We start from the raw sequence: 15,222 nt of genomic DNA, 5'->3' as shown, positions 1-15,222 counted from the left end.
GGAACTCATTATGTTAACAAATCCCATTCTGGCAATTGATGGTTACAAAGTCTCTCACCGTGAGCAGTATCCGTTGGGTACCACTCGGGTGTATTCGAACTTCACACCACGCAGTGATCGCTTTTTTATCTCTCCGCAGCCAGATGGACAACTGGTGTTCTTTGGTTTACAGGGTTTTTTGCGCTGGTTTATGGTGGATCTATTCAACCAGCAGTTTTTTGCTCAACCGGAAGAGCAAGTGGTAGCAGATTATAAACGCTTGATGGACAGCTATATTGGTCAGGATCGGGTATCTGTGGAACATATTCGTGACTTACATCGATTGGGTTATCTGCCACTGCATATCAAAGGGCTGGATGAAGGCAGCAAAGTAAAGATGAAGATACCGGTACTGACTATCACCAATACCATCGATGAGTTCTTTTGGTTGGTCAATTACTTGGAAACTGTGATCTCTGCTGAACTGTGGAAAGCGTCGACTAATGCCACCATTGCCCATCACTACCGCAAGATCTGCCAGCAGTGGGCAGAGAAAACCTGTGATGATATGACACACATTGACTTCCAATGTCACGATTTCTCTTTCCGTGGTATGTCGGGTATGCATGATGTTGCTCAAGCCGGAGTAGGGCATTTGCTCAGTTTCAAAGGTACCGACAATATACCTGCCATTCTCTATGCGCAGCGCTATTACCCCACCACTGATGACTACTTTGTGGCTGGCAGTATCCCTGCCACCGAACACAGCGTGATGTGTATGGGAGAACAGGCAACGGAAATAGAGACTTTTCGCCGTTTGATTGAAGACCTTTACCCCAATGGCCTGGTTTCTATTGTTTCGGATACCTGGGATTACTGGAAAGTGCTCACAGAGTTTACCCGTGAGTTATACAGCAAAATTATGGCGCGTGATGGCCGTGTGGTATTTCGCCCCGACAGTGGCGACCCGGTAGCTATTCTGTGTGGTACTGGTGATGACAGTGATCATCGTGCGCAGCGTAGCGCAGAAGAGAAAGGTTCAGTGGAAGTGTTGTGGGAAATATTTGGTGGCACGGTCAACAGTAAGGGCTACAAGGTATTGGATCCTCACGTTGGGCTGATCTATGGCGACTCTATTACCCTGGAACGTGCACAAGAAATAATGCGTCGCTTGGAGGCGAAAGGTTTTGCCAGCTCCAATGTGGTCTTTGGCGTTGGTTCCTTTACTTATCAATATAATACGCGTGATACTTTTGGGTTTGCCATGAAAGCCACTTATGGTGAGGTGAATGGTGTTGGGCGTGCGATTTTCAAACAACCCAAGACAGACAGTGGGTTAAAACAGTCTGCACGTGGTTTATTACGGGTGATTCGCGATGACCAAGGCGAATACCAATTGCTGGATAATCAGGATTGGCAGCAGGAACAGCAAGGGGAACTTAAAACGCGTTTTCTGGATGGTCAACTCTATCATCAGGAGTCATTGGAACAGATTCGCCAACGTTTGGCTGGTTTACAAGCAAGTTAAAAGTGCAGATGGCCCTTCTCGCGAGGAGAAGGGCCTGGAGCATTAATCGCAGCTTGATTTACCTGTTTTATGGTTGATCGCCCCTTTTTCTATCAGAAGATTTGCAACGTCGGTAAAGCCACGTTCGCAAGCTCCGCTGAGAGGGCTAGCATTAATTTTAGGCTGCTCGTTTACTGCAACGACATTCAAGTCCGGATTGAATTGTAGAATGTATTTTACGATGTCGAGTCTGCCATCTACAGCGGCGACCATAAATAATGTTTCACCGTCCTTCTCTTTGGCATCCCAGTCCACTTCATTCTTTAAGCGTTCATGCAGATATTTAACAACCTCGGCATTTTTACCCATAACAGCGGATTTGACCGTATTATAAACATCTGCTCTATCTGTAGCGCGAATATCCGCCCCTTGCTCCGTCAGATATTTAACAATATCCAAATAACCAATGAACGCCGCCCAGCCTAATGCTGTTTGCCCTAAAGATGCTTCGTCTTTAGCCTCAAGATTTTGCCCTGCTTCGACCATCTTTTTAACCGCAGCTAAATTGCCTTGCTTCACGGCATCAAACCAAGCTGCATCTGGGCCTACAGAAGGGTTTTGATAGAAAATACGGTGAGATAGCAACTTGGGATTGGCAATTTGCTGCATTTCTTCGTAGCTAAATCTGAACTTTGACAAGTCTACATTTTGTTTGTTTTCTTGTGCGTATACATTAAAAGAGCCTGAGGTGATAATGCCAGCAAAGAATATTATTTTAGCTAATTTCATCATGTTAATTATCCTGAGGTGAATTTAAAATATTTCCATAATAATGCCATGCTATTTCTATACTATTTCTTTCGATACTACCCACAATATTATTGTTGATGATGCTCAAAATAATTGAGTATCTGAAGGGGTGTTCATATGCTGGTTTAAATAATAAGCTCACCTTGCTATATAAGGTGAGCTTCAATTGCTGTAGTAAAGTAAGGTCTAATTTCCTGACTCAAACTCCTGAGTTAGATGCTCCAACTGCTCTTGCGCTTCCAGCCAAGTCATTTCCGTCTCTTCCAAGGCTGACTTGGCTTGGCTTTGTTTTTGCAAACATTCGGTCAGTTCAGTTTTACGATTGATATCATACAGCGCAGAGTCTGCTAATTGCTCTTCCACCAACGCCAATTCTGCTCCCAGTTTTTCCATCTGCTGTTCCAGTTTGGTGATTTGTTTGCGCAGTGGCTGGGTTTGGGTGCGAAACTCTGCTTCACGGCGCTTTTGATCTTTACGTGCCTGTGCGCTGTTGCCGTTATCTTGTTTCGGTGCCGCGTCCTGTTGTGCCTGCTGCTTTTGCAGGTCACTCAGCCACTGTTGATAATCATCGAGATCACCTTCAAACGGCTCCACCTGGCCATCATGCACCAGATAGAGGTCATCGGTAGTGGAACGCAGTAAGTGGCGATCGTGCGAAACCACCACTAACGCGCCTTCGAAGTCAATCAGCGCTTCAGTTAGTGCCTGGCGCATATCCAAATCCAGGTGGTTGGTGGGTTCATCCAGTAACAAGAGGTTAGGGCGTTGCCAGACGATCAATGCCAGTACCAGCCGCGCTTTTTCCCCGCCAGAAAAACGCTCGCTGACTTCAGTGACTTTATCGCCCTGGAAGCCGAAGCCACCGAGATAATCACGCAACTGCTGTTCCAGTACCCGGGGAGCGATACGGCTCAAATGTTGGAGCGGTGATTCATCGGCACGCAGTAATTCCAATTGATGTTGGGCGAAATAGCCTAGCTTGATACCCTTTGCCAGCCCAACTTCTCCGCTCAGCGGTTGTAGCGTACCGGCCAGTATTTTAATCAGCGTCGATTTACCGGCACCGTTGCGCCCCAGCAGACCAATGCGTGAACCCGGTACCAAATTGAGTTTAATCGATTGCAGAACCACTGTATCGCCATAACCTGCACTCACTTTCTCCATGCGCAATAATGGATTGGGCAGGTTTTCCGGTTCACGAAAACTGAAACTGAACGGGTTATCGACATGAGCGGGGGCAATCAACTCCATACGCTCTAACATTTTAATGCGACTCTGCGCCTGCTTGGCTTTGGATGCTTTAGCACGAAAGCGGTCGATATAACTTTGCAGGTGTGCCACTTTTTCTTGCTGGCTCTGATAAAGTGACTGCTGTTGTGCCAGTTTGGTCACCCGTTGGCGCTCAAATGACGAGTAATTACCGGTATATTCGTTAATGGTTTGATTTTCGATATGCAGAATTTTATCGACAATCGGGTCGAGGAAGTCACGGTCATGGGAAATCAGCACCAAAGTACCCTGATAGCTTTTCAGCCAGCGCTCCAGCCAGATCACTGCATCGAGATCCAGGTGGTTGGTGGGTTCATCCAGTAACAGCAGGTCTGATCGACAAATCAGCGCCTGTGCCAGATTAAGGCGCATACGCCATCCCCCCGAGAAAGCACGCACCGGACTTTGTAACTGTTCGTTGGAAAAACCTAATCCATGTAGCAGGCTGGCTGCCCGAGGGCGAATCGTCCAGGCATCCAGGGCATCGAGTTTGCCGTGCAAGGTGGCAATCGCGTGGCCGTCATTCCGTTCATTGGCTAACTGCAATTCCCCTTCAAGCTGACGAAACTCCCGGTCACCATCAATAACATACTCAATGGCAGGCACGTCTAATGCCGGCGTCTCCTGATTAACCCAGGCTAGTCGCCAGTTACTGGGGAAGGTGTAGCTGCCACCGTCTGCGCTAATCTCCCCTTTCAGCAGTGCCAGCAGGGTCGATTTACCACAGCCGTTTTTACCGACCAGGCCGACTTTTTGACCAGGATTAACCGTCGCGGTAGCGTTGTCCAGCAGGACACGAGTACCGCGTCGGATTTGTAGCGAGGAGAAAACAATCATAGAGCGCCGTTTGTTCAGAGTATGTTAAATTGGCATGATTGTAAGTGAACAGGTCATAGATACCCAAGTTGTTTCAAGTTGAGTTTCCATTTCAGCCACTTGAAGGGCTCCGGGTATTTTATCGAATTTTATTGTATGGGGAAGGGAGACTGGCAATTTTGAACGTAGGAATAATGTCGCAGCCGCCTAAGATTCTGTTGTTATATATTCATCCTGAGCCCCAGGAGTCGGTGGTAAACCGTATTCTATTAGGTGCGGCAGAGCAATTGCAGCATGTTACCGTGCATGATCTCTATGCACACTACCCCGATTTTTTTATTGATATTGAGTATGAGCAGCAGTTGCTGCGTGATCATCAAGTCATCGTTTTCCAACATCCACTCTATACCTATAGTTGCCCAGCGTTGCTGAAAGAGTGGATTGATCGCGTTTTGGTTCGAGGTTTCTCCAGCGGTGTGGGGGGGAATGCGCTGGCAGGCAAATATTGGCGTTCGGTGATCACCACGGGTGAGCCTGAAGGCGCCTATAGTACCAGCGGTTATAATCGTTATTCGATAGAGGAGATATTGCGGCCTTTTGAGCTAACAGCAGCGATGTGTCATATGCACTGGATAAAGCCAATGATTATCTATTGGGCTCGTCGCCAGAAGCGTGAGCTAGTGTATAGCCATGCCAGTGCCTATGCGGATTGGTTACGTAACCCGTTGCCCTATACGGGGAGATAAAGATGGAAGGTTCAACACAACTGACCGCGATAATGTTGTTTCTGTTTGCGGCTGTCGTGACGGTGCCAATCGCCCGTCGCTTGGGTATTGGTGCCGTCTTGGGCTATTTGATTGCCGGTATTGCCATCGGCCCTTGGGGATTCGGGTTTATCAAGGATGTGGATGAGATCCTGCACTTCTCAGAGTTGGGTGTGGTGTTTCTGATGTTTATTATTGGATTGGAACTCAACCCCAACAAATTGTGGCAATTGCGCCGTTCGATTTTTGGTGTGGGGGCTGGGCAATTGTTGCTCACGGCTGCCGTGTTGGCAGCATTACTGTATTTGAGCCATTTTGCCTGGCAGGCGGCGGTGATTGGCGGAATTGGTTTAGCGATGTCCTCCACGGCGATGGCACTACAGTTGATGCGCGAGAAAGGCATGAACCGTAATGAAGGCGGGCAGCTAGGATTTTCGGTGCTGTTGTTCCAAGATATGGCCGTCATACCCGCATTGTCCTTGATCCCGATTTTGGCTGGTCGTGGGGGAAGTAGTGATGATTGGGCAGAGATAGCCATTAAAGTGGCTGCGTTTGGCGGCATGTTGATCGGTGGTCGATTCCTGTTGCGCCCACTATTTCGCTATATCGCTGCGTCCGGTGTGCGTGAAATTTTTACTGCCGCGGCCTTGCTGGTGGTGTTAGGGGCGGCGCTATTTATGGATGTTCTGGGGCTATCAATGGCGCTGGGAACCTTTATCGCTGGGGTACTGTTGGCGGAGAGCGAATATCGCCATGAGCTGGAAATCGCTATTGAGCCTTTCAAGGGGTTATTGCTTGGGTTGTTTTTTATCTCGGTAGGCATGGTACTGAATATGGGGGTGTTGTATACCCATCTGACCGAGATACTGCTTGGTGTGCTGCTTCTGGTGGTGGTCAAGTCAGGCGTATTGTATTTGTTGGCACGCATTGTCGCTCTACGGAGTTCAGTACGCCTTCAGTTTGCAGGGGTGCTCAGTCAGGGCGGTGAGTTTGCTTTTGTGTTGTTTTCAGCGGCGGCGACGCAACATGTGTTAAATACCGCACAGTTGGCATTACTGCTGGTGGTGGTGACGCTTTCGATGATGACGACACCATTATTGATGCAGGTTATTGATCGCATCTTGGCTCGCCGTTACAACGCTAAAGAAGAAGATGAAGAGACACCTTATGTGGAAGATAACGATCCGCAGGTGATTGTCATCGGTTTTGGGCGTTTCGGTCAGGTGGTGGGCCGTTTGCTGATGGCCAACAAGATGCGTATCACGGTACTTGAACGTGATGTCAGTGCGGTTGCTGCGCTGCGTCGTTATGGCTATCAAGTCTATTATGGTGATGCAACCGAACTCGAATTACTGCGGGCAGCGGGGGCTGAGAAAGCCAAATCCATCGTTATTACCTGTAATGAACCTGAAGATACCGTAGCTATCGTCCATCTATGCCAGCGGCACTTCCCGAATCTTACCATTTTGGCGCGCGCCAGGGGGCGTGTGGAAGCCCATGAACTACTGCAAGCAGGGGTGACACTGTTCAGTCGGGAAACCTTTTCCAGTGCTTTGGAGTTAGGGCGCAAGACATTGGTAGAGTTGGGAATGCATCCCCATCAGGCCTATCGTGCGCAACAGCATTTTCGTCGGCTAGACATGCGGATGTTGCGTGAGTTAATGCCACTTCATCAGGGGGATGTTTCGCAGATCTCTCGTGTTAAAGAGGCTCGGCGGGAACTTGATGAGCTGTTTCATCGTGAAATGCAAAAAGAAAAGCGGCAGTTTGATGACTGGGATGAAGACGACTAGGCGATTATATTTTATCGATTACGTTGAATTCAGATAGCGAACCCAATAATTCCCAACATACTGGTAACCATAAATATGTCGACAACACGGAAACGATTTATTGCTGGGGCAATTTGCCCGAGTTGTAATGCGATGGATACGTTGGCAATCTGGCGAGAAGATCAGATCGAGGTCGTAGAGTGTGCTAAATGTGGTCAACACCAGCGCCAGACCAGCCAAATGGAAGAAAAACCGTTACGCCCGCAAGAGCAGGTGATTGCTATTTTTCATCCAGATTAGTCTAATTCAGTGTGATTTTTCATGCTGAAGGGTACAGCGGTGCAGATTTCCGTTACAATCTTCACCGATTTAGTGTCTGCCCAAAGTACTTTGGGTTGCTAGCAGGGGGCATTGAGAGCCACTGATAAGCTTACTGCGTAAGTGATTCAGGTGAGCCAACGCCGCCAATACCGCAGCAACCTAGAGTTAGAAGGGTATCCAACGGTAGGAGATATCATGAAAGTAGCAAAAGACTTGGTGGTCAGCTTGGCTTACCAAGTACGTACAGAAGACGGTGTTTTGGTTGATGAGTCTCCGGTGAGTGCACCGTTGGACTATCTGCACGGCCATGGTTCCTTGATCTCAGGTCTGGAAAACGCGCTCGAAGGTCACAATATCGGTGATCGTTTTGACGTACATGTGGGTGCTAATGAAGCTTATGGCAACTACGACGAAAACCTGGTGCAACGCGTGCCTAAAGATGTCTTTATGGGCGTTGATGAATTGCAGGTCGGTATGCGCTTCCTGGCGGATACCGATCAGGGTCCGGTTCCGGTTGAGATCACGGAAGTGGATGGTGACCATGTCGTGGTTGATGGTAACCACATGCTGGCTGGTCAGAATCTCAACTTCAATGTTGAAGTGGTTGCTATCCGTGAGGCGACGGAAGAAGAGCTAGCCCATGGTCATGTCCACGGCGCGCACGATCATCATCACGGTGATGGTTGCTGTGGCGGTCATGATGAGGGTTGCTGCGGAGGCGACGATCATGACCATGGCAAGAAAGAAGGGTGTAACGGTAACGGTGGTTGCGGCTGCCACTAACGTTGATACTATTACGATAAAAAGGTCGCTCTTGCGGCCTTTTTGCTTTTAGTAATGTGGTGGAGGCGTCTCTTCTGACTGTGATGCAATCATTGAGGGTTGGGTGGCGCGTAGTTTATCGGTTAGCAGGCGGAGATGTTCCTGAATTTTCAGCATCTCGAACTGATGTTGGACGATCGTTTGATTCAACTCTTCGATGGTCACTTCCTGAAAGGCCAGTCGGCTTTCCAACTCTTCCAGTCGTTGTAGCAAGTTCTTGTTGTCTACCTCGAGCATACGATTACCTCTTGCACGATTAAATCTAGGGCTGGCGTTATGTTAACAGTAGCCGCTGACTTTGTACTAGGCTCTTTCTATTTCGCTGGGCATTCAAGTTGCTGGAGCGATAGGTGTTAACTTAAAGCTTGGGTATATCTCAGTTGACTGGGGGAGTAGTATGGGTCTTCTTTCTGCCACTGGTGTCACTTTGGGGCTAAAAGTAAAGGGCGGTAAAACTTCTGTTTGAATCCTAAGTCACATCTTGACTCAATTGATGAGCTGTGTGACTGTTTGGGTTTGTTTCTGGCAGCTATTGGTTTCTGGCAGTGATAGTAGCTTGGTTAATTAATTTTACTCAATGAATGATCGTTTGAGGCTTTGCTTCAGACTCTGGAGAACTGGATGAAATCTTTGTTTAAAGTCACACTTCTGGCCACTACGATGGCTTTTGCTCTGGGTGCGACTCAGGTTATGGCGGCTGATGATACTAACACCGCGGCCAAGCCGGCAGAAGCGGCTAAGCCTGCAGAAGCAGCAGCGGCACCCAGTGCTGCCAAGTTTAAGAGTGATGATGAGCAGGCAGCTTATGCACTGGGTGCATCGTTGGGCCGCTATATGGAAAATTCACTGAATGAACAAGAAAAGCTCGGTATCAAGCTGGATAAAGTACAGTTGATCGCGGGTGTTCAGGATGCATTGGCCAACCAGAGCAAATTAAGTGACGCCGATATCGGTAAATCTCTGCAAGATTTTGAAGTCCGAGTGCAGGCTAAGATCGAGCAAGACGGCGCTAAATTTGCTGAAGCTTTTGCCAAAGAAAAAGGCGTGAAGAAAACAGAGTCTGGTTTACTTTACAAAGTAGAAAAAGAGGGAACGGGCGACGCACTGAAAGACAGTGATACGGTCGTCGTGAACTATAAAGGGGCCTTGTATGATGGCCGGGTATTTGATAGTTCTTACGATCGTGGTGAGCCAGTCACACTCCGTCTGGATAGCGTGATCCCTGGCTGGACTGAAGGGCTGAAGCACGTCAAAAAAGGCGGTAAAATCAAGTTGGTGATTCCACCAGCATTGGCTTATGGCAAAGCGGGGATCCCAGGAACCATTCCTCCAAACGCGACACTGGTCTTTGATGTCGAACTGATGGATGTGAAACCGGCTGCCAAGGCTGAGGCGAAAGCAGAAAAAGCGGCTGATACTGATGCTGCGGCTGCGACTGATAGCAAAGCCAACGATGCAGCACCAACGGATACCAAAGCTCAATAAATCAGTTGATTGCTTAACCGCCGCGGATTATGTTCGCGGCGGTTGTCGTTTTGCTTCTCGTCAATAATGCCAAATTTCCAGAAAGTTTTATTTATCACCTTACTGATAACTTGACGTTTGCCGGGTCTCGGGCTTAACGTCAATACCTCGCACAGATGTCGCGGTTCTGGTCTGGCCGTTTTGTCAGATTAGTGGTCTGTACTTGTTAATTATGCACCTGCCTTTGAGGGCGTGTATCAATACCTCATTGTTTGCAAATAGTTGTTGGTTGGTACAAGGCCGGTAGCGGGCTCAAGTCATCAAGCCGACACATCTGTTGTTTGAAATCAATTGGGTATTAAGTTGCTCCTGGTTATCAGGGTCCACGGAAGACGGACATATTTCCTAGGCGCAACAGCACGAACAGTTTTATCTGTACCCCAGGCACAGGCGATTTATGAGGGTGGTATCTTCAATGTCTAATTCGCTTTTATCCAGCGAAGCCAGCGAACCTGATTTGCTGAATGAGCGCCCGTTTAGTCAAACGGATCATGAAATTTTGCAATCGTATGAAGCCGTAGTGGATGGTTTGGCTATGCTGATTGGTGGGCACTGTGAAATTGTGCTCCACTCGCTGGAAGATCTGAAATGTTCCGCGGTGCGCATTGCTAATGGCGAGCACACCGGGCGTAAAATCGGCTCGCCTATTACTGATTTGGCTTTGCGTATGTTGCACGATATGGCTGGCGATGATAGCAGCGTATCCAAGGCTTATTTCACTCGGGCCAAAAGCGGTGTACTGATGAAGTCGGTGACGATTGCCATCCGTAACCGTCAGCAACGTGCTATCGGTCTGTTGTGTATCAACATGAACCTCGATGTCCCGTTCTCGCAGATAATACAAACTTTTATGCCGCCAGAAACACAGGAAGTGGCTTCCTCGGTTAACTTTGCTTCCTCGGTGGATGATCTGGTGGCACAGACCTTGGAGTTCACCATCGAAGAGGTCAATGCCGATCGTGGTGTCACCAACAATGCCAAAAATCGTCAGATAGTGCTTAACCTTTATGAAAAAGGCATCTTTGATATCAAGGATGCCATCAATCAGGTCGCTGACCGCCTGAATATCTCTAAGCACACGGTGTACCTGTATATTCGCCAATTTAAAAGTGGCGACTTGTTGGGGGATGACCGCTGATGCTGAGCTATTGTTTATTGGTTACTGGTCCGGCTTATGGTACTCAGCAAGCCAGTAGTGCTTGGCAGTTCGCCAACGCCTTGTTGGCAGCAGGTCATGGCATTACCTGCATTTTCTTTTATCGTGAAGGGGTGTCGAACGCCAATCATCTGACTTCACCCGCGAATGATGAGTTCGATTTGGTTCGTGCCTGGGTGACGTTGGCGCAACAGCATGGCATTGAGCTGAGTGTCTGTGTGGCCGCTGCTTTACGCCGTGGTATTACTTCTCAACAAGACGCCGTACAGCTTGAATTGTTGGCGGCAAATCTGCAATCGGGGTTTACCCTCAGCGGGTTGGGGGCGTTGGCAGAGGCGGCACTGAGTTGTGATCGTTTGGTACAGTTTTAAGTGAGCAAGATGAAACGAGTTGCGTTTGTTTTTACCCAAGGGCCACATGGTAATGCGGCAGGAAGGGAAGGGTTGGATGCGTTGCTCGCCACGGCGGCCTTGGGTGGAGACATTGGTGTGTTTTTTATTGGCGATGGCGTGCTGCAATTGCTCCCTGGTCAGCAGCCTGAGAAGATCCTGGCGCGTAACTATATTGCAACCTTCGGTGTGTTGCCGTTGTATGAGGTGGAGAAATGTTATCTGTGTGCAAGCGCTTTACAGGAGCGTGGTTTGCAACAGGTCGTGGATTGGGTTTTACCGGCAGCGATCCTGCCAGAGGAAGCTTTACGCCAAAAGTTGGCTAGCTATGATGTCGTGATGACTTTTTAGGATAGTTTAATGTTGTATACCCTCAGTCGTTCGCCAACGCATTGTGATTTGCCAGCCATGTTAAGACTGATGGCATCTGGTGATGAGCTGTTGCTGTTGCAAGATGGTGTATTGGCTGGTCTTGTCGGGAGTGCCAGTCTTGATTTACTGCTTAATGCCCCCATATCGTTGTATGCATTACAAGATGACCTAGAGGCCAGGGGGCTTGATGGCTATTTTTCACACAAAATCGCCATCATCAGCTATACTGATTTTGTTCGATTGACCGAAAAACATCATAGCCAAATTGCATGGTAATCGTCTTGATGTTGTATATTTCTTGACACCTCTTCTGGTCAGCCATAAAATTCTGCGTCCTCGTACTTTGCCAATAGTGCATACGAGGTGATTTATCACATGTTTACGAAGCAAAAACGAAGCAAAACCCAGGAGCTTTTTGAATGGCAACAATTAACCAGCTGGTTCGCAAACCACGCTCTGTGAAGGCTGCTAAAAGCAACGTTCCAGCGCTGGAAGCCTGCCCGCAGAAACGTGGTGTATGTACCCGCGTATATACTACCACTCCGAAAAAACCAAACTCTGCACTGCGTAAAGTATGCCGTGTGCGTTTGACTAATGGTTTCGAAGTGACTTCCTACATTGGTGGTGAAGGTCATAACCTGCAGGAGCACTCCGTGATCCTGATCCGTGGCGGTCGTGTTAAAGATCTGCCAGGTGTGCGTTACCACACCGTCCGTGGTGCACTTGACTGCTCCGGTGTTAAAGACCGTAAGCAAGCTCGTTCCAAGTACGGCGTGAAGAAGCCAAAGGCTTAATGGTTCTCCGTTAAGTAAGGCCAAACATTTTCACTTTAATGTCAAAATAAACTCGTAGAGTTTTGGACAATCCTGAAATTTTAAACGGAGTATTTCCATGCCACGTCGTCGCGTAATTGGCCAACGTAAAATTCTGCCAGATCCTAAGTTCGGATCTGAGCTGTTGGCTAAATTTGTAAATATCCTGATGGTAGATGGTAAAAAATCTACTGCAGAAACAATCGTTTATACCGCGCTGGAGACCCTGGCTCAGCGTTCTGGTAAAAATCATCTGGAAGCCTTCGAGGTTGCTCTCGACAACGTTCGCCCGACTGTAGAAGTTAAGTCTCGCCGCGTTGGTGGTTCTACTTATCAGGTACCAGTTGAAGTTCGTCCGGTTCGTCGTAATGCGTTGGCAATGCGTTGGATCGTTGATGCTGCTCGTAAACGTGGTGATAAATCCATGGCTCTGCGCCTGGCGAACGAACTGTCTGACGCGGCAGAGAACAAAGGTTCTGCTGTTAAGAAGCGTGAAGATGTTCACCGTATGGCAGAAGCCAACAAGGCGTTCGCCCACTACCGTTGGTAATACCACACTGTAGTTATGCTAACCAGGCGGGCGCTTTAGCTAGCCAACCCGCTTGGCTTAACTGAACTTGAACGCCCAAGGCAATAGAGGAATCAAATGGCTCGTATAACACCCATTGAGCGTTACCGTAATATCGGTATCAGTGCTCACATCGACGCCGGTAAGACCACCACTACCGAACGTATTCTGTTCTACACCGGTGTAAACCATAAAATCGGTGAAGTTCATGATGGCGCAGCTACCATGGACTGGATGGAACAGGAGCAGGAGCGTGGTATTACCATTACTTCTGCAGCAACAACTGCTTTCTGGTCTGGTATGGCTAAGCAGTTTGAGCCGCATCGTGTCAACATCATTGATACCCCTGGGCACGTTGACTTCACCATCGAAGTTGAACGTTCCATGCGTGTTCTTGATGGCGCTGTAATGGTTTATTGTGCTGTCGGTGGTGTTCAGCCGCAGTCTGAAACCGTATGGCGTCAGGCTAACAAATACAAAGTTCCACGCATCGCGTTCGTTAATAAAATGGACCGTATGGGTGCTAACTTCCTGAAAGTTGTTGGTCAGCTCAAATCTCGTCTGGGCGCGAATCCAGTTCCATTGCAACTGGCTATCGGCGCAGAAGAGAAATTCACCGGTGTTATTGACCTGGTGAAAATGAAAGCCATCAACTGGAGCGAAGCAGATCAGGGCGTGACCTTCGAATACGAAGAGATCCCAGCTGACATGCAAGAACTGGCTGCTGAATGGCACCAGAATCTGGTTGAGTCTGCTGCAGAAGCGTCAGATGAGCTGATGGACAAATACTTGGGCGGCGAAACGCTGACCGAGGAAGAGATCAAGAAAGCTCTGCGTAAGCGTGTGCTGAACAACGAAGTGATTCTGGTAACCTGTGGTTCAGCCTTTAAAAACAAAGGCGTACAGGCAATGCTGGATGCGGTTATCGAATACCTGCCAGCACCAGATGACGTTGAGGCTATCAACGGTATTCTGGACGACGGTAAAGATACCCCGGCTGTGCGTCATTCAGATGACTCAGAGCCGTTCTCTGCACTGGCGTTCAAAATCGCTACCGACCCATTCGTGGGCAACCTGACGTTCTTCCGTGTGTACTCTGGCGTTGTTAACTCCGGTGACACGGTTCTGAACTCAGTGAAGTCAACGCGTGAGCGTCTGGGCCGTATCGTTCAGATGCATGCTAACAAGCGTGAAGAGATTAAAGAAGTTCGTGCAGGCGACATCGCTGCGGCAATCGGTCTGAAAGACGTCACTACCGGTGATACGCTGTGTGATCCTGCAAGCCCGATCATTCTTGAGCGTATGGAGTTCCCTGAGCCGGTAATCTCGGTAGCGGTAGAACCAAAAACCAAAGCTGACCAAGAAAAAATGGGTCTGGCTCTGGGCCGTCTGGCGAAGGAAGACCCATCATTCCGCGTATGGACTGACGAAGAATCAGGTCAGACCATCATCGCAGGTATGGGTGAACTTCACCTGGATATCCTGGTTGACCGTATGCGTCGTGAATTTAACGTTGAAGCGAACGTGGGTAAACCGCAGGTTGCTTACCGTGAAGCGATTCGCGCGAAAGTTACTGACATCGAAGGTAAACACGCCAAGCAGTCTGGTGGTCGTGGTCAGTATGGTCATGTTGTTATCGACATGTACCCACTGGAGCCGGGCTCAAATCCGAAAGGCTACGAGTTCATCAATGACATTAAAGGTGGTGTGATCCCAACGGAATACATCCCTGCCATTGATAAAGGTCTTCAGGAGCAACTTAAGGCTGGTCCACTGGCCGGTTATCCGGTAGTTGATCTCGGTGTGCGTCTGCATTTCGGTTCTTTCCACGATGTTGACTCCTCCGAATTGGCGTTTAAACTGGCCGCGTCTATCGCCTTTAAAGATGGCTTTAAGAAAGCGAAACCTGTTTTGCTTGAGCCTATCATGAAGGTTGAAGTTGAAACGCCGGAAGAGAACACTGGTGACGTCATCGGTGACCTTAGCCGTCGTCGTGGTCAACTGAAAGGTCAGGAATCCAACGCTACTGGCGTTCAGATTCACGCTGAAGTTCCGTTGTCCGAGATGTTTGGATACGCAACTCAACTGCGTTCTCTGACCAAAGGCCGTGCTTCTTACTCCATGGAGTTCCTGAAGTACGATGATGCGCCGAACAACGTCGCTCAGGCCGTTATCGAAGCCCGTGGTAAGTAATTCGGGTTTAACACATTGATCAGTGCTCCCTCCATGAGGGGGGAGCACAAGAGTAAGGAATATAGCCGTGTCTAAAGAAAAATTTGAACGTACAAAACCCCACGTTAACGTCGGTACTATCGGCCACGTTGACCATGGTAAAACTACC

At 48.6% G+C, this 15,222-nt stretch carries 17 protein-coding genes; 14 read left to right on the top strand and 3 right to left on the bottom strand.

Going from position 1 to position 15,222, the window contains the following annotated elements; all coding sequences use genetic code 11:
• The first annotated feature begins 10 nt into the window (after positions 1-10).
• The gene (locus AC2A06_RS10035) at positions 11-1,507 is read left to right on the top strand and encodes a nicotinate phosphoribosyltransferase (RefSeq protein ID WP_037385498.1); all 1,497 of its coding nucleotides are present in this window, start codon (positions 11-13) and stop codon (positions 1,505-1,507) included.
• Between the two features lie 42 nt (positions 1,508-1,549).
• On the opposite strand, the gene AC2A06_RS10030 is transcribed toward AC2A06_RS10035, so the two are convergent.
• Positions 1,550-2,278: an ankyrin repeat domain-containing protein gene (locus AC2A06_RS10030; RefSeq protein ID WP_484380166.1), complete on the bottom strand. Its 729-nt coding sequence runs from the start codon at positions 2,276-2,278 to the stop codon at positions 1,550-1,552.
• A gap of 204 nt (positions 2,279-2,482) precedes the next feature.
• Complete coding sequence (locus AC2A06_RS10025; protein WP_023492797.1) at positions 2,483-4,402, bottom strand: ABC transporter ATP-binding protein; 1,920 nt, start codon at positions 4,400-4,402, stop codon at positions 2,483-2,485.
• Between the two features lie 173 nt (positions 4,403-4,575).
• On the opposite strand from AC2A06_RS10025, the gene kefG reads away from it, so the two are divergent.
• From kefG to slyD, 4 genes are all read left to right on the top strand, one after another.
• Positions 4,576-5,127 carry a glutathione-regulated potassium-efflux system ancillary protein KefG gene (gene kefG / locus AC2A06_RS10020; RefSeq protein ID WP_484380165.1) on the top strand — a complete coding sequence of 184 codons (552 nt, stop codon included), beginning with the start codon at positions 4,576-4,578 and terminating at the stop codon, positions 5,125-5,127.
• Positions 5,128-5,129: 2 nt separating this feature from the next.
• Positions 5,130-6,938: a glutathione-regulated potassium-efflux system protein KefB gene (gene kefB, locus AC2A06_RS10015; protein ID WP_473196592.1), complete on the top strand. Its 1,809-nt coding sequence runs from the start codon at positions 5,130-5,132 to the stop codon at positions 6,936-6,938.
• A 75-nt stretch (positions 6,939-7,013) separates the two neighbouring features.
• Positions 7,014-7,217: a YheV family putative zinc ribbon protein gene (locus AC2A06_RS10010; RefSeq protein WP_484380164.1), complete on the top strand. Its 204-nt coding sequence runs from the start codon at positions 7,014-7,016 to the stop codon at positions 7,215-7,217.
• A 216-nt stretch (positions 7,218-7,433) separates the two neighbouring features.
• Positions 7,434-8,021 (top strand): peptidylprolyl isomerase, encoded by a 588-nt coding sequence (slyD, locus tag AC2A06_RS10005; RefSeq protein WP_473196594.1) that lies wholly within the window; start codon positions 7,434-7,436, stop codon positions 8,019-8,021.
• Between the two features lie 48 nt (positions 8,022-8,069).
• Here slyD and AC2A06_RS10000 read toward each other — a convergent pair whose 3' ends face one another.
• Entirely contained in the window at positions 8,070-8,297 is a 228-nt protein-coding gene (locus AC2A06_RS10000; protein WP_023491347.1) for a protein SlyX, read from the bottom strand.
• 384 nt (positions 8,298-8,681) lie between these two features.
• Between AC2A06_RS10000 and fkpA the strand changes: the two genes are divergently transcribed.
• The 9 genes from fkpA to AC2A06_RS09955 all read left to right on the top strand — a co-directional run.
• Complete coding sequence (gene fkpA / locus AC2A06_RS09995; protein ID WP_484380163.1) at positions 8,682-9,545, top strand: FKBP-type peptidyl-prolyl cis-trans isomerase; 864 nt, start codon at positions 8,682-8,684, stop codon at positions 9,543-9,545.
• A gap of 454 nt (positions 9,546-9,999) precedes the next feature.
• On the top strand, positions 10,000-10,722 hold the full coding sequence (locus AC2A06_RS09990; RefSeq protein WP_023491351.1) for a helix-turn-helix transcriptional regulator: 723 nt from the start codon (positions 10,000-10,002) through the stop codon (positions 10,720-10,722).
• On the top strand, positions 10,722-11,111 hold the full coding sequence (gene tusD, locus AC2A06_RS09985; protein WP_484380162.1) for a sulfurtransferase complex subunit TusD: 390 nt from the start codon (positions 10,722-10,724) through the stop codon (positions 11,109-11,111). Before AC2A06_RS09990 ends, tusD begins: the two co-directional genes overlap by 1 nt.
• 9 nt (positions 11,112-11,120) lie before the next feature.
• A complete protein-coding gene (gene tusC, locus AC2A06_RS09980; protein ID WP_484380161.1) occupies positions 11,121-11,480 on the top strand; it encodes a sulfurtransferase complex subunit TusC in 360 nt (119 codons plus the stop codon).
• A 9-nt stretch (positions 11,481-11,489) separates the two neighbouring features.
• Complete coding sequence (tusB, locus tag AC2A06_RS09975; protein ID WP_023491354.1) at positions 11,490-11,777, top strand: sulfurtransferase complex subunit TusB; 288 nt, start codon at positions 11,490-11,492, stop codon at positions 11,775-11,777.
• A gap of 143 nt (positions 11,778-11,920) precedes the next feature.
• On the top strand, positions 11,921-12,295 hold the full coding sequence (rpsL, locus tag AC2A06_RS09970) for a 30S ribosomal protein S12 (protein ID WP_004930426.1): 375 nt from the start codon (positions 11,921-11,923) through the stop codon (positions 12,293-12,295).
• A gap of 97 nt (positions 12,296-12,392) precedes the next feature.
• Complete coding sequence (gene rpsG, locus AC2A06_RS09965; protein ID WP_023490241.1) at positions 12,393-12,863, top strand: 30S ribosomal protein S7; 471 nt, start codon at positions 12,393-12,395, stop codon at positions 12,861-12,863.
• A 96-nt stretch (positions 12,864-12,959) separates the two neighbouring features.
• Complete coding sequence (gene fusA, locus AC2A06_RS09960) at positions 12,960-15,074, top strand: elongation factor G (protein ID WP_473196596.1); 2,115 nt, start codon at positions 12,960-12,962, stop codon at positions 15,072-15,074.
• A gap of 67 nt (positions 15,075-15,141) precedes the next feature.
• Positions 15,142-15,222: elongation factor Tu (locus AC2A06_RS09955; protein WP_003842260.1), on the top strand; the 81-nt coding region annotated here is incomplete at its 3' end.

It is taken from the genome of Serratia sp. HNCC26DJ244 (assembly GCF_057180565.1).
The sequence above is the reverse complement of the archived record's forward strand: the minus strand, read 5'-3'. Positions and strand labels throughout refer to the sequence as shown.

Coding starts and splice junctions, on each gene's coding strand:
- kefB (WP_473196592.1), top strand. CDS start 5,130: ATGGAAGGTTCAACACAACTGACCGCGATAATGTTGTTTCTGTTTGCG.
- kefG (WP_484380165.1), top strand. CDS start 4,576: ATGTCGCAGCCGCCTAAGATTCTGTTGTTATATATTCATCCTGAGCCC.
- rpsL (WP_004930426.1), top strand. CDS start 11,921: ATGGCAACAATTAACCAGCTGGTTCGCAAACCACGCTCTGTGAAGGCT.
- tusB (WP_023491354.1), top strand. CDS start 11,490: ATGTTGTATACCCTCAGTCGTTCGCCAACGCATTGTGATTTGCCAGCC.
- fusA (WP_473196596.1), top strand. CDS start 12,960: ATGGCTCGTATAACACCCATTGAGCGTTACCGTAATATCGGTATCAGT.
- AC2A06_RS10025 (WP_023492797.1), bottom strand. CDS start 4,402: ATGATTGTTTTCTCCTCGCTACAAATCCGACGCGGTACTCGTGTCCTG.
- AC2A06_RS10000 (WP_023491347.1), bottom strand. CDS start 8,297: ATGCTCGAGGTAGACAACAAGAACTTGCTACAACGACTGGAAGAGTTG.
- rpsG (WP_023490241.1), top strand. CDS start 12,393: ATGCCACGTCGTCGCGTAATTGGCCAACGTAAAATTCTGCCAGATCCT.
- slyD (WP_473196594.1), top strand. CDS start 7,434: ATGAAAGTAGCAAAAGACTTGGTGGTCAGCTTGGCTTACCAAGTACGT.
- AC2A06_RS10030 (WP_484380166.1), bottom strand. CDS start 2,278: ATGATGAAATTAGCTAAAATAATATTCTTTGCTGGCATTATCACCTCA.
- fkpA (WP_484380163.1), top strand. CDS start 8,682: ATGAAATCTTTGTTTAAAGTCACACTTCTGGCCACTACGATGGCTTTT.
- tusD (WP_484380162.1), top strand. CDS start 10,722: ATGCTGAGCTATTGTTTATTGGTTACTGGTCCGGCTTATGGTACTCAG.
- tusC (WP_484380161.1), top strand. CDS start 11,121: ATGAAACGAGTTGCGTTTGTTTTTACCCAAGGGCCACATGGTAATGCG.
- AC2A06_RS09990 (WP_023491351.1), top strand. CDS start 10,000: ATGTCTAATTCGCTTTTATCCAGCGAAGCCAGCGAACCTGATTTGCTG.
- AC2A06_RS10035 (WP_037385498.1), top strand. CDS start 11: ATGTTAACAAATCCCATTCTGGCAATTGATGGTTACAAAGTCTCTCAC.
- AC2A06_RS10010 (WP_484380164.1), top strand. CDS start 7,014: ATGTCGACAACACGGAAACGATTTATTGCTGGGGCAATTTGCCCGAGT.